General features: G+C 68.4%; 19 protein-coding genes and 1 pseudogene. 16 read left to right on the forward strand and 4 right to left on the reverse strand.

What is annotated here, in order from left to right; translation table 11 throughout:
- Window positions 1–47 precede the first annotated feature (47 nt).
- The 3 genes from HHL28_RS05690 (at window position 48) to HHL28_RS05700 (ending at window position 2,570) form a co-directional block, all read left to right on the forward strand.
- Complete coding sequence (locus tag HHL28_RS05690; protein WP_075769292.1) at window positions 48–902, forward strand: alpha/beta fold hydrolase; 855 nt, start codon at window positions 48–50, stop codon at window positions 900–902.
- Window positions 895–1,869 carry a YheT family hydrolase gene (locus HHL28_RS05695; protein ID WP_075769293.1) on the forward strand — a complete coding sequence of 325 codons (975 nt, stop codon included), beginning with the start codon at window positions 895–897 and terminating at the stop codon, window positions 1,867–1,869. Before HHL28_RS05690 ends, HHL28_RS05695 begins: the two co-directional genes overlap by 8 nt.
- Window positions 1,870–1,934: 65 nt before the next feature.
- Window positions 1,935–2,570: a hypothetical protein gene (locus HHL28_RS05700; protein ID WP_075769294.1), complete on the forward strand. Its 636-nt coding sequence runs from the start codon at window positions 1,935–1,937 to the stop codon at window positions 2,568–2,570.
- A gap of 4 nt (window positions 2,571–2,574) precedes the next feature.
- Here the strand turns inward: HHL28_RS05700 and hemB are convergent, their stop codons facing one another.
- Window positions 2,575–3,606 carry a porphobilinogen synthase gene (hemB, locus tag HHL28_RS05705; RefSeq protein ID WP_075769295.1) on the reverse strand — a complete coding sequence of 344 codons (1,032 nt, stop codon included), beginning with the start codon at window positions 3,604–3,606 and terminating at the stop codon, window positions 2,575–2,577.
- Window positions 3,607–3,760: 154 nt separating this feature from the next.
- Here hemB and HHL28_RS05710 point away from each other — a divergent pair, with 154 nt between their 5' ends.
- Entirely contained in the window at window positions 3,761–4,411 is a 651-nt protein-coding gene (locus HHL28_RS05710) for a hypothetical protein (protein ID WP_075769296.1), read from the forward strand.
- A gap of 5 nt (window positions 4,412–4,416) precedes the next feature.
- Here the strand turns inward: HHL28_RS05710 and HHL28_RS05715 are convergent, their stop codons facing one another.
- A complete protein-coding gene (locus HHL28_RS05715; protein ID WP_075769297.1) occupies window positions 4,417–5,277 on the reverse strand; it encodes a metallophosphoesterase family protein in 861 nt (286 codons plus the stop codon).
- Entirely contained in the window at window positions 5,277–6,218 is a 942-nt protein-coding gene (locus tag HHL28_RS05720) for a diacylglycerol kinase family protein (RefSeq protein WP_075769298.1), read from the reverse strand. The genes HHL28_RS05715 and HHL28_RS05720 overlap by 1 nt, the downstream gene beginning before the upstream one ends.
- 340 nt (window positions 6,219–6,558) lie before the next feature.
- Between HHL28_RS05720 and HHL28_RS05725 the strand changes: the two genes are divergently transcribed.
- The 3 genes from HHL28_RS05725 (at window position 6,559) to HHL28_RS05735 (ending at window position 8,493) form a co-directional block, all read left to right on the forward strand.
- A complete protein-coding gene (locus HHL28_RS05725; protein WP_404326606.1) occupies window positions 6,559–7,638 on the forward strand; it encodes an enoyl-CoA hydratase/isomerase family protein in 1,080 nt (359 codons plus the stop codon).
- Between the two features lie 186 nt (window positions 7,639–7,824).
- A complete protein-coding gene (locus HHL28_RS05730; protein ID WP_075769300.1) occupies window positions 7,825–8,298 on the forward strand; it encodes a MarR family winged helix-turn-helix transcriptional regulator in 474 nt (157 codons plus the stop codon).
- Window positions 8,299–8,301: 3 nt separating this feature from the next.
- Window positions 8,302–8,493 carry a DUF6898 family protein gene (locus HHL28_RS05735; RefSeq protein ID WP_075769301.1) on the forward strand — a complete coding sequence of 64 codons (192 nt, stop codon included), beginning with the start codon at window positions 8,302–8,304 and terminating at the stop codon, window positions 8,491–8,493.
- 80 nt (window positions 8,494–8,573) lie between these two features.
- Here HHL28_RS05735 and HHL28_RS05740 read toward each other — a convergent pair whose 3' ends face one another.
- Window positions 8,574–9,017: a MucR family transcriptional regulator gene (locus HHL28_RS05740; RefSeq protein WP_075769302.1), complete on the reverse strand. Its 444-nt coding sequence runs from the start codon at window positions 9,015–9,017 to the stop codon at window positions 8,574–8,576.
- 581 nt (window positions 9,018–9,598) lie between these two features.
- Between HHL28_RS05740 and rpiB the strand changes: the two genes are divergently transcribed.
- From rpiB to thiL, 9 genes and pseudogenes are all read left to right on the forward strand, one after another.
- Window positions 9,599–10,045 (forward strand): ribose 5-phosphate isomerase B, encoded by a 447-nt coding sequence (rpiB, locus tag HHL28_RS05745; protein WP_075769303.1) that lies wholly within the window; start codon window positions 9,599–9,601, stop codon window positions 10,043–10,045.
- A 32-nt stretch (window positions 10,046–10,077) separates the two neighbouring features.
- Window positions 10,078–11,367 carry a serine hydroxymethyltransferase gene (gene glyA / locus HHL28_RS05750; RefSeq protein ID WP_075769466.1) on the forward strand — a complete coding sequence of 430 codons (1,290 nt, stop codon included), beginning with the start codon at window positions 10,078–10,080 and terminating at the stop codon, window positions 11,365–11,367.
- A 100-nt stretch (window positions 11,368–11,467) separates the two neighbouring features.
- Complete coding sequence (gene nrdR, locus HHL28_RS05755; RefSeq protein ID WP_075769304.1) at window positions 11,468–11,935, forward strand: transcriptional regulator NrdR; 468 nt, start codon at window positions 11,468–11,470, stop codon at window positions 11,933–11,935.
- A 32-nt stretch (window positions 11,936–11,967) separates the two neighbouring features.
- On the forward strand, window positions 11,968–13,089 hold the full coding sequence (ribD, locus tag HHL28_RS05760) for a bifunctional diaminohydroxyphosphoribosylaminopyrimidine deaminase/5-amino-6-(5-phosphoribosylamino)uracil reductase RibD (protein WP_083698823.1): 1,122 nt from the start codon (window positions 11,968–11,970) through the stop codon (window positions 13,087–13,089).
- A 149-nt stretch (window positions 13,090–13,238) separates the two neighbouring features.
- On the forward strand, window positions 13,239–13,829 hold the full coding sequence (locus tag HHL28_RS05765; RefSeq protein ID WP_075769305.1) for a riboflavin synthase: 591 nt from the start codon (window positions 13,239–13,241) through the stop codon (window positions 13,827–13,829).
- A 2-nt stretch (window positions 13,830–13,831) separates the two neighbouring features.
- A pseudogene (gene ribB, locus HHL28_RS05770) lies at window positions 13,832–14,991 on the forward strand (3,4-dihydroxy-2-butanone-4-phosphate synthase).
- Between the two features lie 18 nt (window positions 14,992–15,009).
- Entirely contained in the window at window positions 15,010–15,474 is a 465-nt protein-coding gene (locus tag HHL28_RS05775; protein WP_075769307.1) for a 6,7-dimethyl-8-ribityllumazine synthase, read from the forward strand.
- Between the two features lie 36 nt (window positions 15,475–15,510).
- Complete coding sequence (gene nusB / locus HHL28_RS05780) at window positions 15,511–16,065, forward strand: transcription antitermination factor NusB (protein ID WP_075769308.1); 555 nt, start codon at window positions 15,511–15,513, stop codon at window positions 16,063–16,065.
- On the forward strand, window positions 16,062–17,069 hold the full coding sequence (thiL, locus tag HHL28_RS05785) for a thiamine-phosphate kinase (RefSeq protein WP_075769309.1): 1,008 nt from the start codon (window positions 16,062–16,064) through the stop codon (window positions 17,067–17,069). Before nusB ends, thiL begins: the two co-directional genes overlap by 4 nt.
- Window positions 17,070–17,141 lie beyond the last annotated feature (72 nt).

Raw genomic sequence — 17,141 nt, forward strand, 5'->3', positions numbered from 1 at the left:
CCATGCTATCGAACCCTCTGGGTGAACGGTTCGCTTAGGGGGACGTGATGGTGGATTTTGCGGAGAAGTCGTTCCTGGGCCTGTCGGGGACGGGGTTCCACAAGGTCGCCTACACGGAATGGGGCAGCGGCCCCCGCACCATCGTCTGCGTGCATGGGCTGACCCGCAACGGCCGCGACTTCGACGTGCTGGCCCGCGACCTGGCGGAGAGCCTGGATGCCCGCGTGGTCTGCCCGGATGTGGTGGGCCGGGGCAAGTCCGGTTGGCTGCGCAACCCGGATCTCTATGGCTATCCCCAGTACCTCGCCGACATGGCCGCGCTGATCGCCCGGCTGGACGTGGAGACGGTGGAGTGGGTTGGCACCAGCATGGGCGGGCTGATCGGCATGCTGCTGGCAGCGCAGGCCGACAGCCCGGTCACCAAGCTGGTCATCAACGACGTGGGCCCCTTCATCCCCCAGGCCGCGCTCCAGCGCATCGGCGACTATGTGGGCAAGGACCCGATCTTCGAGGACGTGGCCTCCGTGGAAGGTTACTTCCGGGAGGTCTATGCCGGCTTCGGCCGCCTGACGGATGAGCAGTGGCGGCACCTGGGGGAACATGGCTACCGCACCCGCGATGATGGACGGCTCGGCCTCGCCTACGACCCCGGCATTGCCAAGGCCTTCACCTCGGCTGCGATCACCGATGTGGATCTCTGGCCCGTCTGGAGCATGATCCGCTGCCCCACCATGGTCATCCGCGGCGCCGAGTCCGACCTGCTGGAGCCGGAGACGGTGAAGCGGATGCAGGAGACCGGACCAAGGGCCAAGGCGGTTGAGGTGCCGGATGCCGCCCACGCCCCGGCCCTGATGGACCCGTCCCAGGTGGCGCTGGTCCGCGGGTTCCTGGCGGATGCCTGAGGGCAAGCTGCCGGGCCTGGAGCCGTTCCGGGAACGCTGGCCCTGGAAGGGGCCGCACCTGCAGACCGTCCGCAACACCATTGTCCGTCCGGCCTTCGATCTGGGCCCGGCGGAGTTGCTGCGCTTTCCCATGGCGGACGGCAGTGGCGACGTGCTGCTGGGCGCCCTGAACCGGGGGACGGGGGACAAGCCCCTGGCCGTGCTGGTCCACGGCCTGACCGGCTGCCAGGACAGCTATTACGTCCTCGCCACGGCGAAGGCCTTGCAGGGCCGCGGGCATCCCGTCCTGCGCCTGAACCTGCGCGGCGCTGGCCCCAGCGCGGGGAGTTGCCGCCAGCGCTACCATGCCGGCCGCACCCAGGACATCCGTGCCGTCCTCAGTCAGCTCCCGCCCGACCTGGCGGGGCAAGGGCTGGTCCTGGTCGGTTACTCCCTGGGCGGCAACGCGGTACTGAAGTTCTTGGGCGAGGGGGATTTCCCCGTGCCGGTACGGGCCGGGTGCGCCGTCTCCGCCCCTATCGACCTTGCTTCTTCCTCCCGCCGGTTCCTGGCGCCGGACAACCGCGCCTATCACAAGTGGCTGTTGGGCAAGATGAAGGCGGAGATGCAGGCCGGCGCCGGGCTGCTGGAAGACCGCTGGGTGCGGGCCGCCGCCACCGCGCAGTCCGTCTGGCAATTCGACGACACCATCGTCGGCCCCTGGAATGGCTGGGGCGGGGCGGAGCAGTATTACCGGGTCAACAGCGCCATCGGCTTCCTGCTCGGCATCGCTGTGCCCACCCTGCTGGTCCACGCGCTGGACGATCCCTGGATTCCTGGCGACCCGTACCTGTCCTTTCCCTGGCACGCCCACCCGAACCTGGTCCCGCTGCTGCCCACCCGCGGCGGGCATGTGGGCTTCCATGGCAGGGGCGGGGTCTGGCATGACCGGGCGCTCCTGGCTTTCCTGGATAATGTGGGCGCTTAATCTGAACGCGATTCGCGTGTAGAATCCGTTATCCAGGTTCAACCCATCGGCACGGGGTGGCTCTCATGGCGCGCTGGATGGTGCCGCTCTTGCTGGCAGGGTTGCTGGGGTCGGGCGCGACCCTGGCCCAGGAAAGCCCTGCCACCCCGCCCGAACCACCGAAGGAACCGGCCAGCGCCGAGCTGGCGCAGTTCCTGGCCCGCACGCCTGTCACCCTCATGGACTGGGGCATGCTGCGGCTGGAACGGGACCTGTCCTACGCGGCGCGGAGCCTGTCCTTGGATAGGGGCCGTGACGGGCCCGCCAAGGTGGGCGCCCATTACCGGTTCGGTGACCGGCGGGTGGTGGCCTATCTCTCCCTCGCCACCCCCGCCAAGTCACGGACGGAGGTACAGTGCCGGGAGTTGTTCGCGGCGGTGAAGGAGCAGCTCCTGACCGGCACGCCGGGGGCGGAGTGGTACCTGCGACGCCTGTTCAACAGCGACATCCGCCGCGACGCCAACACGCCGGAGCCTTTCGGCAGCCTGGTCCTGGACATGGTGCTGCTGGAGGTGACGCTGCGCCCACCGGCGTCGGAGGCCTTCGACGCCGGTGCGGGCCGTATCGCCTGTGCCGGTCGGCTGGATGCGACGACGGCCTATATCGTGCCGCCGCCCGCACCCCCGGCCACCCAGACCCCGCCGGTGAAGTCGGCCGGCTGAGCCGTCAGCCCTTCTTCAGCAGCCGCGCCGCGTCCACCGCGCCATAGGTCAGCACCGCGTCGCAGCCGGCGCGCTTGAAGCCCAGCAGCGTCTCCAGCAGGGCCTTGTCATAGTCCAGCCAGCCATTGGCGCTGGCGGCGCGCAGCATCGCGTACTCCCCGCTCACATGGTAGGCGAGGGTCGGCATGGCGAAGGCGTCCTTCACCCGCCGCACGATGTCCAGATAGGGCAGGCCCGGTTTCACCATGACCATGTCGGCGCCTTCCTGGATGTCCAGGGCGACCTCGCGCAAAGCCTCGTCGCTGTTGGCCGGGTCCATCTGGTAGGTCTTCTTGTCCCCCTTCAGGAACCCGCCGGACTGCACCGCCTCCCGGAACGGGCCATAGAAGGCGCTGGCATACTTGGCGGCATAGGCGCAGATGCGGACGGTCTGGTGGCCATGGGCGTCCAGCGCGTCGCGAATGGCGCCGATGCGGCCGTCCATCATGTCCGACGGGGCAACCACGTCACAGCCGGCCTCCGCCTGCACCAGGGACTGGCGGACCAGCACCTCCACCGTCTCGTCGTTCAGGATGCGGCCGTCCCGCACGATGCCGTCATGCCCGTGGCTGGTGTAGGGGTCCAGGGCCACGTCGCAGAGCAGGCCCATGTCCGGCACCTGGGACTTCAGCGCCCGGATGGTGCGGCACATCAGGTTGTCCGGGTTGCCGGATTCCGTGCCCTCCGGGTCCTTCTTCTCCGCCGGTGTCACCGGGAACAGGGCGACATAGGGGATGCCCAGCGCCTGCGCCTCCGCCACGGCGGGGACCAGCAGGTCGATGGACATCCGCTCCACCCCCGGCATGCTGGCGATGGGCTGGCGCTGGTTCTCCCCCTCCACCACGAAGACCGGCCAGACCAGGTCGTCCACGCTCAACCGGTTCTCCGCCACCAGCCGCCGGGTGAAGGCATCGGCCCGGTTGCGGCGAAGGCGGGTACGCGGGAAGCCCCCGCCGGCCAGGGAGGGAAGGGTGGGAAGGCGACGGTCGTCAGGCATGGTGGTCTGTCCGGGTGACGGATTGCTGCGGTCGGATGCTACGCCCCTGGCGGGCCCAGGTCCAACAGGCTTGCCGGTAGGGCAGTGCCGGCGGATTTGCGCTGCGATCGGGTCCTGCTACGCTGACACACCAATTCCCGGATGGCACCGCCCCATGTCCACCGATCTCAGTCTCGCCGAGTTCCTGGCGCTCAACCAGTATTGGGAGTGGGATGATTGCTACATCCGCCTCGACCAGATCACCCTCGGCTCCGATTGGGAAGCGCGCCTGCAGATGCAATCCACCCCCTGGTGGAGGGAGGGCGCCAACCCGGATCAAGTTGGCGTATTCGGGGTCGTATTGCGTGGCATCGTGGATTGCCAGCTACCACTCGGCTTCTGGTTCGGCGATTTGGCTGTCTGGCATCTTGGCTTGCAGGGGTCCGGTCATGCCGTCATGGAGCATGGCCCGGCCGGGGTGATCTATGGCGCATCGCCATTGCCTGACCCGGACCAGTTTTTTGCCGAGTTCACCGACCTCCTTATCAGCCTGAATGCCCAGCAGGGACCACTGGACTACCTGCGGCGTGGCACTGTCGCCGAGTTCAGGAGCGTGGTCTCCTCACCGGGTTACATGCTCATGGAAGCTCCCTCGCCTGTCATCCAGGCCACGCGCCCGATGCTGGAGGCACGATCCGTCCGATACTCCTGCCTGCCGCAGGCGGGAAAGGATCGGGACGGGACCGTTGGCCGTCCGTTGATCGAAGTCGAAATCAATGACGGCTGGGTCCTTTGCCAGGAGGCCCGCGTGACACTCGCCGGATAGGCGCGCTACCCGTGCCGCGCCATGGCCGCGTCGGCGGCGTCCAATCCCGTGTCTTCCGCCAGCTTGACCCACCGCTCGCCCCGCTTCTCCCACCGGGTCTCCAGCCCCGCCACGAAACCGGCCCCCTCCCAGGCATGGACGCGCAGGGTGACGAAGGGTGGGTCAAGCTCGATGCGGTTGTAGGCGTTGGGCTCGTTGCGCAACCGCGTGCTGGTGGCGGTGGATGCCTGTGCCACCAGGATGCTGCGGCGGACATGGGCATGGCGGGTCATCACGTCGCCGGCATAGGCCTTGTGCAGATGGCCGGCCAGAAGCAGGTCCACCCCGGCGGATTCCAGGACCGACACTGCCTGCCGCGCCCGGCCCACCAGCCGCTCCCCGGGCTTGTCCGGCGGCGGCAGGAAGGGGTGGTGGGTGAAGACCACCTTGAACACCTCCGGCCCCAGCCCGGCGAAGCAATCCCGCACCCGCTTCATCTGCCGCCGGTTCACGCGCCCCTCGGCGAAGTCCAGGATCAGCGACCGGGCCGTGTTCAGCCCCAGCACCGCGACGTCGCCCACCTGATGGAACGGGTTCAGGTCGCGGCTGATGTAATGCCGGTAGTGCCGCAGCGGGTCGCTGAACCGGGCCAGCAGGTTGTAGACCGGCAGGTCATGGTTGCCCGGCACCACCATGTAGGGCACGGGCAGGGCGTCCAGGAACTCCCGTGCGGCCTTGAACTGGCTGGGCCGGGCCCGCTGGGTCAGGTCGCCGCTGACCACCACCATCGACGGCGGGTCCCGGCCGATGTCGCCCAGCAGGCCGTCCACCACACGCTGGTCGGTTCGGCCGAAATGCAGGTCGGAGATGTGGAGCAGGCTGGGCATCAGGCACTGGTCCTCATGGCGGCGGGATCCTCGCTTTCGGATTCTTCCCGCCGCGGCCGCCAGACCATCAGCCCGCCCGGCACGATACGGTAGCGCAGCGGAGTCAGCATCCAGTGGACCTCCCCGTCGTTGGCGACGCGCAGGGTGCGGCGGCGGGAATGCACCGTCACCTCCCGCAGCCGGTACACGTCCAGCTGCGGGTCGGCGCCCCAGCGCCCGGCCAGGATGCGGCCGAACAGGCGCAGGAACTGCAGCCGGTTCTGGTGCTTGCCCACATAGATGCCCAGCACCCCCTGGTTCAGGCTGGACCGGGCGGGGATGGGGCCCATCCCCTCGTCATAGGCGTTGTTGGCCACGGCCAGCATGGGTGTCAGCAGGCGCTTGGTGCCTTCCTCCGTCTCCAGCACCACCTCCAGCTTCGGGTAGTCCACCAGCGTCTTCAGGAAGGCCAGGGTCATGGCCGGCCATTTGCTGATGCCCTGCATGCCGCGATGGTGCTCCCGCACCTGCACCATCCGGGGATAAAGGCCGAGGACGGAGTTGTTCAGGAAAGGCCGCCCGTTCACCTCGGCCATGTCCATGGGTTCCACCACCCCGTCCGCCAGGGCCTCGATGGCGCCCTTCAGCTCCAGCGGCAGGCCCAGGTCGCGGGCCAGCAGGTTCATGGTGCCCAGCGGCAGCACGCCCAGCGCCTTTCCGGTGCCGGCCAGGATATGCGCGGCGGTGGCGATGGTGCCGTCGCCACCGCCCACGACAACCACCTCCGCGTCGCTTTCCACCGCCCGCCGGATCGCTGCGGCGATGTCATGGCCCGGCGCCATGGCGCATTGCACGTGGTGGCCGGCCGCCTGGAAGGCGTGCTCGACCTCGGCCACCGCCTCGTCTGGCGACCGCCCCAGGAGGGAACCCGCCCCGCTGTTCAGCACGACGCTGAGCCTCATCGGCCCGCCCTCCGGTCGCTTCATGGCAAGTGGCTGGACAACGGTCGCCGGGGGGTGGCGGTTCCGGCGGCATCCGGGCGCTTCCCTCACCCGAAGGGTTACGCCTTGCAAGGGTGGTGGGCGCATTGACAGGGGGAGGGGCGCCACTATGATCCGGCCACTCCAGCAGGCCCCAATTTCGCCACAAGGCCAGACGTGCCATGGACTTGCAGTTATCCGATGACCAGCGCGCCCGCCGGTTCCCCGCAGGGTTCCTCAGGCATCATGCGCGTCATCATCGCTCGGCGCCTGTTGGGGGCAGCCTCCTGACAACCGATCACAAGACCAAATGGGAGGGACCGTGACCCAGGACGTGACCTGTGAGGTGAAGGGCGCCATCGGCCTGATCACCCTGAACCGGCCGAAGGCGCTGAACGCCCTGACGTTGGGCATGATCGAGGTGATGGCCCCGGTTCTGAAGGATTGGGCCGCCGACGATTCCGTGCAGGCGGTGGTCATCCGCGGGGCCGGCGACCGCGCCTTCTGCGCTGGCGGTGACGTTCGCGCCGTGTGGGATGCCGGCAAGGCGATGCAGCGTGGGGAGGGGGATGGGGCCCTGACGGCCACCTTCTTCGCCGAGGAATATCGTCTGAACCGCCGGATCAAGCGCTTCCCCAAGCCTTACCTGGCCATCCTGGACGGCATCACCATGGGCGGCGGCGTGGGCCTGTCGGTGCATGGCAGCCACCGTGTGACCACGGAAAAGACCCTGTTCGCCATGCCGGAGACGGGGATCGGTCTGTTCCCTGACGTGGGTGGGACCTATTTCCTGCCCCGCCTTCCGGGCCAGCTCGGGACCTACCTCGCCCTGACCGGCGCCCGGGTGCAGGCGGCGGACCTGCATTACATGGGCATCGGCACCGGCCACATCCCGTCCGATAAGGTAGACGCCCTGGTTGACTTGCTGGCCGGGTCCGACCTGTCCGGCGGGGACCCCCACAAGCGGGTGGACGATCTGGTCGCCACCTTCGAGGCTTCGGTTGGCGAGCCGACCCTTCCCGGCCACCGGGAAGCCATCGACCGCTGCTTCGCGGCCGGCACGGTGGAGGACATCCTCGCCGCCCTGGTCCAGGAAGGCTCGGAATGGGCGGACGCCACGGCCAAGACCATCCTGTCCATGTCCCCCACCAGCCTGAAGCTGGCCCTGGCCCAGATGCGTCGCGGGGTGGAACTGGATTTCGATGATGCCATGCGCCTGGAGTTCCGCATGATGCAGGGTTGCATGCGCGGGCAGGACTTTTACGAGGGCATCCGCGCCGTGCTGGTGGACAAGGATCGGAACCCGAAATGGTCCCCCGCCAGCCTTGAGGAAGTCGATGCCGGAATGATCGAATCCCACTTCACCCTGCCGACGGCGGGTGAGTTGGCGTTCGAGGATTGATGGTGACGGCCGGGGGCGGTTGGCCGCTTCCCCGGCCCGCCCGCGGCAACCTGGACATACCCGCCATCTTCAAGATGATCGGGGGCGAGTGATACGTTAATCTTATGAAGCCGGCCCCCGATCGTGGTAGAAACCAAGGCGGGCTTAACCGCCAAGGGCGGCCAGACAAAAAAGACGGAGACGGCGTTGCGGCAACCCTATTACGACAGCATCCTCCTGATCGAACGGCTGCACCGGCACTTCCTGGAAGTCCTGAAGGTGGAGTTGGATCGCCTGGGCGTTCAGGACATCAACAACGTCCAGAGCCTGATCCTCTACAATATCGGCGATGACGAGCTTACCGTGGGTGAGCTGACGGCCCGCGGCTATTACCTGGGCTCGAATGTGTCGTACAACGTCAAGAAGATGCATGAGAACGGCTACCTGGCCCAGGAGCGGTCGGCCCACGACCGCCGGTCTGTCCGGGTGAAGCTGTCCGACAAGGGCCTGGCACTCCGGGACAAGATCAAGGACCTGTTCGCGCGCCAAGTGGAAGCGCTGGACCGCAATGGCCTGACCACCGAGGAACTGACCCGCGCCAACGAGACCATGCGCAAGCTGGAGCGTTTCTGGTCCTCGTCCCTGGATTACACGGGCTTCAGCGTCAACCCGGCCGCCTGAGCCATGGCGGAGCTGCGGGAAAGCGATGTCCTGCTGGAGTTCCGGCCTTTGGGCCAGTATGTCCGCGTCTCCGCCATCGACCCGCGCACCAATACCGAGATCGTCGTCTCCGGCCCTGCCGCGGCAGGGCAGGCCGCTCTGGCACAGCTTGCCGTCCGTCGGCTGAATTACGTGCTGAAGAAAAAGGGCGCCTGAGGCAAGGTGCCCGATAATCAAGGATGCGAAAAGGGCCGCGACTCGCGTCGCGGCCCTTAATCGTTACTTCGGCGGTCCGATCAGCCCGCGCGGCGGCGGGTGGTGCGGGCGGAACCGCGGCCCAGGCCGATCTTCTTGGCGAATTCCGACCGCTGCGCAGCATAGTTCGGCGCGACCATGGGGTAGTCCGGCGGCAGCGCCCACTTGGCACGGTACTCGTCCGGGGTCATATTGTAGGTGGAACGGAGATGCCGCTTCAGCATCTTCAGCTTCTTCCCGTCCTCAAGGCAGACGATGTATTCGGGCGTCACCGACTTCTTGATCGGCACGGCGGGGCGCTGCGGCTCCGACTGCGTCTCCCGCGGGGTGCCCTGGAGGCCGGTGAGGGAGGTGTAGACGGTATTGATCACCTCCGGGATCTGCTGCGTCGGAAGCGAGTTCTTGCCCACATAGGCAGAGACAATCTCCGCCGTCATGCGCAGAAGCTCAGCCACCTGGAGGTCATTGGCCTGCTGGTCCGTCATTGCAAGTACCCTGGGTGTTCGTGTGGACGTAGTCCCGCTTCGCACGGTGTCGCTTGGGCTGTCAATGAAAAATACAGCATGTCTTCCTTAGGTTTACTTATCCACACTTTCTTGCACAAGTTGACCCGCTGAACCGGTCCTTTCCCCGCGCCGTGGCGCCTCTGTCTGACTGCACGGCTTAGACATCTGTAGTAGCCGTGTACGGGGCGACATACGCGTCGATATGGCTGAGATTACAAATTTGCAACACGGGACCCGCAGCATCCCACGCGATTGCTTGTGGCGGCCGATCCGAGTCGGGCCACGGCAATCCAGGCTCCCCTAATGCTCCCGGCCGGGAAGCGCTGGACTTGAGCTGGGTTGGGGGCTGTCAGGGACGGCTTTGGCGTGAACCTTTCCGTGCTGCCCATTCCTCAGGCGGCGGCGGGACGGAGTCTTGCCCATCTCCCCGCGGGCAGACGCGCGCCCGTGGCAGGGCGGGGCTGCGGTCCCCGGTCGCGGGGGAACTGGAATGGGGACTGTCCATCTGATAGGGTCCCCCGCACGGACGACCCCCCAGGTTTGGGAAGAACGGAACCATCATGGCTACCGACTCGCCGCGAGAGACCATCGCCATCGCCTCCGACCATGCCGGGCTGGAGATGCGCGCCGCGCTGAAGGAAATGCTGGAGGGTGCCGGCCATACGGTGCTGGATCTGGGCACCGAAGGGCCGGCCTCGGTCGACTATCCCGATTTCGCGGACGCCGTCGCGGCGGCCGTCAAGGATGGCCGCGCCACGAAGGGCCTGTTGGTCTGCGGCACCGGCATCGGCATCAGCATCGCCGCCAACCGGCATCGGCACATCCGCGCCGCGCTCTGCCACAGCACGACGGACGCGCGCTTCTCCCGCCTGCACAACGACGCCAACGTCCTGGTCCTCGGCGCCCGCACCACGGGCATCGAGGTCGCCAAGGATTGCGCCACCATCTTCTTCGCCACCGCCTTCGAGGGTGGCCGCCATGCACGGCGGGTCGAGAAGCTCTGCTGACCGGCACGCCCCGTAGTCAAGGACCGATGATCATGGACATGCACCAGGGCTCCCGCTTCTTCGCCGACCGGCTTTCCGACACCGACCCGGACCTGTACCAGGCCCTGCGGCATGAGCTGCAACGTCAGCAGGACCAGATCGAGCTGATCGCGTCGGAGAACATCGTCTCCGCCGCGGTGCTGGAGGCCCAGGGCTCCGTCCTGACCAACAAGTATGCGGAAGGCTATCCCGGCAAGCGTTACTATGGCGGTTGCGAGTTCGTGGACGTGGCGGAGGCGCTGGCCATTGATCGCGCCAAGAAGCTGTTCGGCTGCGAGTATGCCAACGTCCAGCCCCACTCCGGAGCCCAGGCCAACCAGGCCGTCTTCATGGCGCTGCTGCAGCCGGGCGACACCTTCATGGGCATGGACCTGGCGGCCGGCGGCCACCTGACCCACGGGGCCCCTGCCAACCAGTCCGGCAAGTGGTTCAAGGTCGTCTCCTACGGGGTCCGCCGCGACGACCACCGGATCGACTATGACGACGTGGCCGCCAAGGCGCGGGAGCACAAGCCGAAGCTGATCATCGCCGGCGGCTCCGCCTATCCCCGCCAGATCGACTTCGCCCGCTTCCGCCAGATCGCGGACGAGGTGGGCGCCGTGTTCATGGTGGACATGGCCCACTATGCCGGGCTGGTGGCGGCCGGGGTCTATCCCAGCCCGTTCCCCCATGCCCATGTGGTGACCACCACCACCCACAAGACCTTGCGCGGCCCCCGCGGCGGCATGATCCTGGCCAACGACCCAGACCTGGGCAAGAAGTTCAACTCCGCCGTCTTCCCAGGCCTGCAGGGCGGTCCGCTGATGCATGTGATCGCCGCCAAGGCCGTCGCCTTCGGTGAGGCGCTGCGGCCGGAGTTCAAGGCCTACGCCCAGGCGGTGGTGGACAACGCCCGCGTCCTGGCGGAGCGGCTGGTCGCCGGCGGCCTGGACATCGTTTCCGGCGGCACCGACAGCCACATCGTGCTGGTGGACCTGCGCCCGAAGAAGCTGACCGGCAAGGCCGCGGAAGCGGCGCTGGAGCATGCCGGCATGACCTGCAACAAGAACGGCGTGCCCTTCGACCCGGAGAAGCCCTTCGTCACCTCGGGCGTCCGCCTGGGCACCCCGGCGGCGACCACCCGCGGCTTCGGCACGGCGGAGTTCGCGCAGGTCGGCGACATGATCGTCGAGGTGCTGGACGCGCTGGCCGTGAGCAACGGCGACAACAGCGCGGCCGAGGGCCGGGTGCGGGCGCGGGTGCAGGAGCTGTGCCGCCGCTTCCCGATCTATCCGGGCCTGTGATGACCGAGTGACTGAGCACCCGCCCGCTGGGCCCACCGGCGGGCGGCCATAAGCCGAACAACGGCACGCCCGAACAGGGCAAGACGGGGGAGAGGGAGCGATGCGGTGTCCGTTCTGTGGGAATGACGATACCCAGGTGAAGGACAGCCGTCCGACCGAGGACAACTCGGCCATCCGGCGGCGGCGTTTCTGCCCGGGCTGCGGCGCCCGTTTCACGACGTTCGAGCGGGTCCAGCTCCGCGAGCTGACCGTGGTGAAGAGCGGCGGCGCGCGGGAGCCTTTCGACCGGGAGAAGCTGCTGCGCTCCATGCGGATCGCGCTACGCAAGCGCCCGGTGGACGCGGACCGCATCGACCGGGTGGTCAACTCCATCGTCCGCCAGCTCGAATCGTCGGGGGAGACGGAAATCCCCTCCACCCAGATCGGTGAGATGGTGATGCAGAGCCTGGGCACCTTGGACAAGGTCGCCTACATCCGCTACGCCTCCGTCTACAAGGACTTCCGCGAGGTGGCGGACTTCAACCAGTTCGTGGAGACGCTGAAGACCGACGCGGCCGACGCGGGTTGACCGCCGGGCAGCGCAGGAGAGGCCGGTAAGCCATGTCGGGGTCGCCCTTCACGGCGGCGGACCATGCCCACATGGCCGCCGCCCTGTCCTTGGCGGAGCGCGGGTTGGGCCGGGTCTGGCCGAACCCCAGCGTCGGCTGCGTCATCGTCCGGGATGGCCAAGTGGTGGGCCGCGGCGCCACTGCCCCCGGCGGCCGCCCCCATGGGGAGACGGAGGCGCTGCGCATGGCGGGGGACCTCGCCCGCGGCGCCACGGCCTATGTCAGCCTGGAACCCTGCAACCACCACGGCAAGACCCCTCCCTGCACGGAGGCGCTGCTGGCGGCCGGCATCGCCCGCGCCGTCATCGCCTGTGAGGACCCGGACCCCCGCGTCATGGGCGGCGGCATCCGCCGGCTGCGGGAGGGCGGGGTGCAGGTGGACGTCGGCCTGCTGAAGGCGGAGGCCGAGGCCTTGAACGAGGGCTTCTTCCTGCGCCTGCGGGAGAAACGACCGCTGGTCACCCTGAAGCTCGCCACCTCCCTCGACGGCCGCATCGCCACCCGCTCCGGCGAGAGCAAGTGGATCACGGGGGAGACGGCCCGAGCCTGGGGGCATGCCATCCGCACCCGGCATGACGCCGTGATGGTCGGCAGCGGCACCGCCCTGGCGGACGACCCGGAACTGACCGTCCGCCTGCCGGGGCTGGAGGGCCGCAAACCCGTGCGCGTGGTGGTGGACAGCCGGCTGCGCCTACCCCTGACCAGCCGCCTCGTCCGCACCGCAGACCGCGCCCCCACCTGGGTCGTGACCCAGAAGGGCGGCACAGACGCCACCCGCGCCCGCGCCTTCACGGAGTGCGGGGTGGAGCTGCTGGAGGTGCCGGCCGGACCCCAGGGTGAGATGCCCATCGCCGCCGTGCTGGAGGCCCTGGCCGCCAGGGGCCTGACCCGCGTCATGGTGGAGGGCGGCGCCCGCCTCGCCGCGTCCCTAGTGCGCGCCGGCCTCGTGGACCGGGTGGAATGGTTCCGTGCCGGCCTGCTCCTGGGCGGCGACGGCCTCCCCGCCACCATGCCCTTCGGCCTGACCGCCCTGGCTGACGCCCCGCGGTTCGAGCGGGTGAGCGTCCGGCAGGCGGGGGAGGATGTGTTGGAGTCATACCGTAGGTCGGGGTGACCAACGGGAACCCCGACATGCTACGGGCGTGGTGAGTGCTGTCGGGGTTCGCATGCGCTCACCCCGACCTACGGCATCCGGCCCGTCATGCGCCCCGCGCAAAGGAATAGCGCTCGCAGAATCGGGGCGTCGGCCCTAGGTTACGGGGCATGTTCACAGGGATCATCACCGACGTCGGCCGCGTCCTCGGGATCGAGCGCCGTGGCGACACCCGCCTGACCATCGGGACCGCCTTTGACATGGAGGCGGTAGCCCTGGGTGCGTCCATCGCCAACAACGGGGTCTGCCTCACAGTCGTGGAGAAGGGCCCTGGCTGGTTCACGGTCGATGCGTCGGCGGAGACTCTCTCCAAGACCACGCTGGGCCGCTGGCAGGTGGGCACGCCGGTGAACTTGGAGCGCTCCTTGCGCCTGGGTGACGAGCTGGGTGGGCACTTGGTCTATGGCCATGTGGACGGTGTGATCGAGGTGCTGGACGTGCGGCCGGAGGGGGACAGCCACCGCTGGACCTTCCGCGTGCCGGAATCGCTGGCCCGCTACGTGGCGCCCAAGGGCTCCGTCGCCCTGGACGGCGTGTCGCTGACGGTGAACGAGGTGGACGGGGCGACCTTCGGGGTCAACATCATCCCCCACACCAGCCAGCACACCACCTTCGGCAACCTGAAGCCGGGGGATCTGATGAATTTCGAGGTGGACATGCTCGCCCGCTACGTGGCCCGCCTCGTGGGGAAGGACCAGTGACCATGGCCGCCGACGACACCCGCCTGCCCGCGGAGGACCGCCCCGTGCTCAGCTCTGCCGAGGAGTTGATCGAGGAGGCGCGCCAGGGCCGCATGTTTATCCTGGTGGATGACGAGGACCGGGAGAATGAGGGCGACCTGGTCATCCCCGCCCAGATGGCCACGCCGGAAGCCATCAACTTCATGGCCAAGTACGGCCGCGGCCTGATCTGCCTAGCCATGGACAGCCGCCAGATCGAGCGGCTGCGCCTGCCCCTGATGGCGCAGCAGAACGGCACCCGCCACCAGACCGCCTTCACCGTCTCCATCGAGGCGCGCACCGGCGTGACCACCGGCATCAGCGCCGCTGACCGGGCCCGCACCATCCAGGTGGCCATCGACCCGCAGACGGACAGCCGGGACATCGTCACCCCCGGCCACGTCTTCCCCCTGCTTGCCCGCGACGGCGGCGTGCTGGAGCGCGCCGGCCACACCGAGGCCTCGGTGGACTTTTCCCGGCTCGCCGGGCTGAGCCCCGCCGGCGTGATCTGCGAGATCATGAACGACGACGGCACCATGGCCCGCCTGCCGGACCTGGTGAAATTCGCCCAGCTCCATGGGCTGAAGATCGGCACCATCGCCGACCTGATCGCCTATCGCCGCCGCACCGAGACGCTTGTGGAGCGCAGCTACCGCCGGGTGCTGGACAGCCATTTCGGCGGCCGGTTCGAGATGGTTATCTACCGCAACCGCATCAGCGGGGCGGAGCATGTGGCCCTGGTGAAGGGCGACGTCTCGGCCCCCGGCCCGGTGGCCGTGCGCATGCACGCGCTCGACATCGTCAAGGACCTGCTGGGCGACCGTGGCCGTGGCCCCGGCGGCGACCTGAAGGCGGCCATGGACATGATCGCGGCGGAGGGCAGGGGAGTCATCGTCCTGCTGCGCGATGCCCAGCCCTTCTCCCTGTCTGACCGGCTGCGCGCCCTGGACACGGGCGGCACGCCCCCGTCGGGGAACTGCGCGACTATGGCGTCGGCGCGCAGATCCTGAACGATCTGGGCGTGAAGGAAATGGTGCTGCTGACCAACACGCGGAAGACCGTCGTGGGCCTGGAAGGCTATGGCTTGACCATCGTCGGCCAGCGGTCCATACCCACCGCCCCGCACGGGTCGGGCGAAGACTGAGGTAGAGGGGGCAAGGCCATGGCGGACTCTCCGCACATCATGATCGTCGAGGCGCGGTTCTATGAGGACATCGCCGACGAACTCCTGAAGGGTGCAAAGGCTGAGCTGGACCAGGCCGGCGCCACCTATGAGGTGTTCAGCGTCCCCGGCGCGCTGGAAATCCCCGCCGCCATCCAGTTTGCCGTCCGCTCCATGGACTTCTACTCCGGCCGTCGCCGCTTCGATGGCTATGTGGCCTTGGGCACCGTGATCCGGGGTGAGACCACCCATTACGAGACCGTGTGCAACGAGAGCGCCCGTGGCCTGCAGGACCTTGCCCTGCGCTACACCCTGGCCATCGGCAACGGCATCCTGACGGTAGAGAATGACGAGCAGGCCTGGACCCGGGCCTATGTGCATAAGAAGAACAAGGGCGGGGGCGCTGCCCGCGCCTGCCTTGACATGATCGAGCTGAAGCGCCAGTTCCGCCTTTACTCCCGCTGAGCCAGCCCCCCACGTCCGTCCCAAGGTCTCCTGCCCATGCCGCCCCGCGCCAAGAAGAGTGTCGCCGCCCCCCAGAAGGAGGCGTCGCCGCCCAAGATCAAGCCGACCGGCTCGGCCAAGGCCCGGCGCAGCGCGGCTCGGCTCGCGGCGGTCCAGGCCCTGTACCAGATCGACCTGGCCGGCACCTCAAGCGAGCAGGTGATCGGGGAGTTCTTGCGCCACCGCATTGGGCAGGAGCAGGACGGGCAGGATTTGGTGACCGCCGACCTGGAACTGTTCGCCGCCATTGTCCGCGGCGTCCAGCTTCGCGGCGCGGACGTGGACCAGATGCTCACCGGCAGCCTGTCCGGCCAATGGTCCCTGGACCGGCTTGAGCTGTTGCTCAAGGAAATCCTGCGCGCCGGGGTGTGGGAACTGATCGGCAACCCGACCGTGGCGCCGCACATCGTCATCAACGACTATATCGACGTCACCCACGCCTTCTTCTCCGGCAAGGAGCCGGGGATGGTGAACGGTGTGCTGGACCGCCTGGCCCGGACCCTGCGTCCCGAGGAGATGCAGCCCCGGCAGGCCGGCGGCAGCCGGGCGTGAGCGGCCCCGGCCCCTCGGCCCCCGCCGGCTTGGGGGAGTTCGGCCGGATCGAGCGTTACCTGCGCCCATTGGCGGCCGGGTTCCCTGGCGCCCTGGGGCTGAATGACGACGCGGCTCTGGTGGACGTGCCGCTGGGGCACCAGCTGGTCGTCACCACCGATGCCATGGTGGCGGGCGTCCATTTCCTTCCCTCCGACCCGCCGGCCGACATCGCGCACAAGCTGCTGGCCGTGAACCTGTCCGACCTGGCGGCCAAGGGGGCGACCCCGCTGGCCTACAGCCTGGTCACCGGGCTGCCAAAGGACACGCCCGACAGTTGGCTGGCCGCCTTCGCCGCGGGGCTGGGGGAGGGGCAGGCCCGCTGGGGCATCCACCTGGCCGGCGGCGACTCCGTTTCCACCGCCGGCCCCATGAACCTCACCATCAGCGCGTTGGGCCTGGTTCCCACGGGCCGGATGGTGCGGCGGGCCGGGGCCCGGCCCGGTGACCTGGTGTTCGTCAGCGGCTGCATCGGTGACGGTGTGCTGGGGCTGATGCTGGCGCTCGGCACCCTGGAGCGCCCCGACAGCGTCGGTGGCGGGGATTACCTGCTCTCCCGCCTGCGCCGGCCCGAGCCGCGCCTTCCCCTGGCGCCGGTGCTCCTCGCCCATGCAAGCGCCGCGGCTGACGTGTCGGACGGCCTCGTGGCCGACGTGGGCCACATCGCAAGTGCCAGCGGCGTGCGGGTGGTGATCGACTCGGCCACCGTCCCCGTATCGGATCCCGCGCTGGGACTGTTGGCTGAGTGGCCGGGCCTGCTGGCAGAGATGCTGACCGGTGGGGACGATTATGAGGTGGTGTTCACCGCCCCCGCCGACCATCGGAACGCCATCCTGGCCGCGGCAGCCTCGGCCGGTGTCCCCGTCACCGCCATCGGCCGGGTTGAGGTGGGGGAGGGCGTGTCGGTGCTGGACCGGGCGGGGCAGCCGTTGTCCTTGGGCAAGAGCGGCTGGCAACATTTCTGAACCGCCGTAAGGCCCAGCCCATGCCGCATGGTTGACACGAGCCCGTGGAGGAATCAGGTCGCCGCCTCTACC

Source organism: Aerophototrophica crusticola, assembly GCF_012913305.1.
In the GTDB taxonomy this organism is placed as follows: domain Bacteria; phylum Pseudomonadota; class Alphaproteobacteria; order Azospirillales; family Azospirillaceae; genus Niveispirillum; species Niveispirillum crusticola.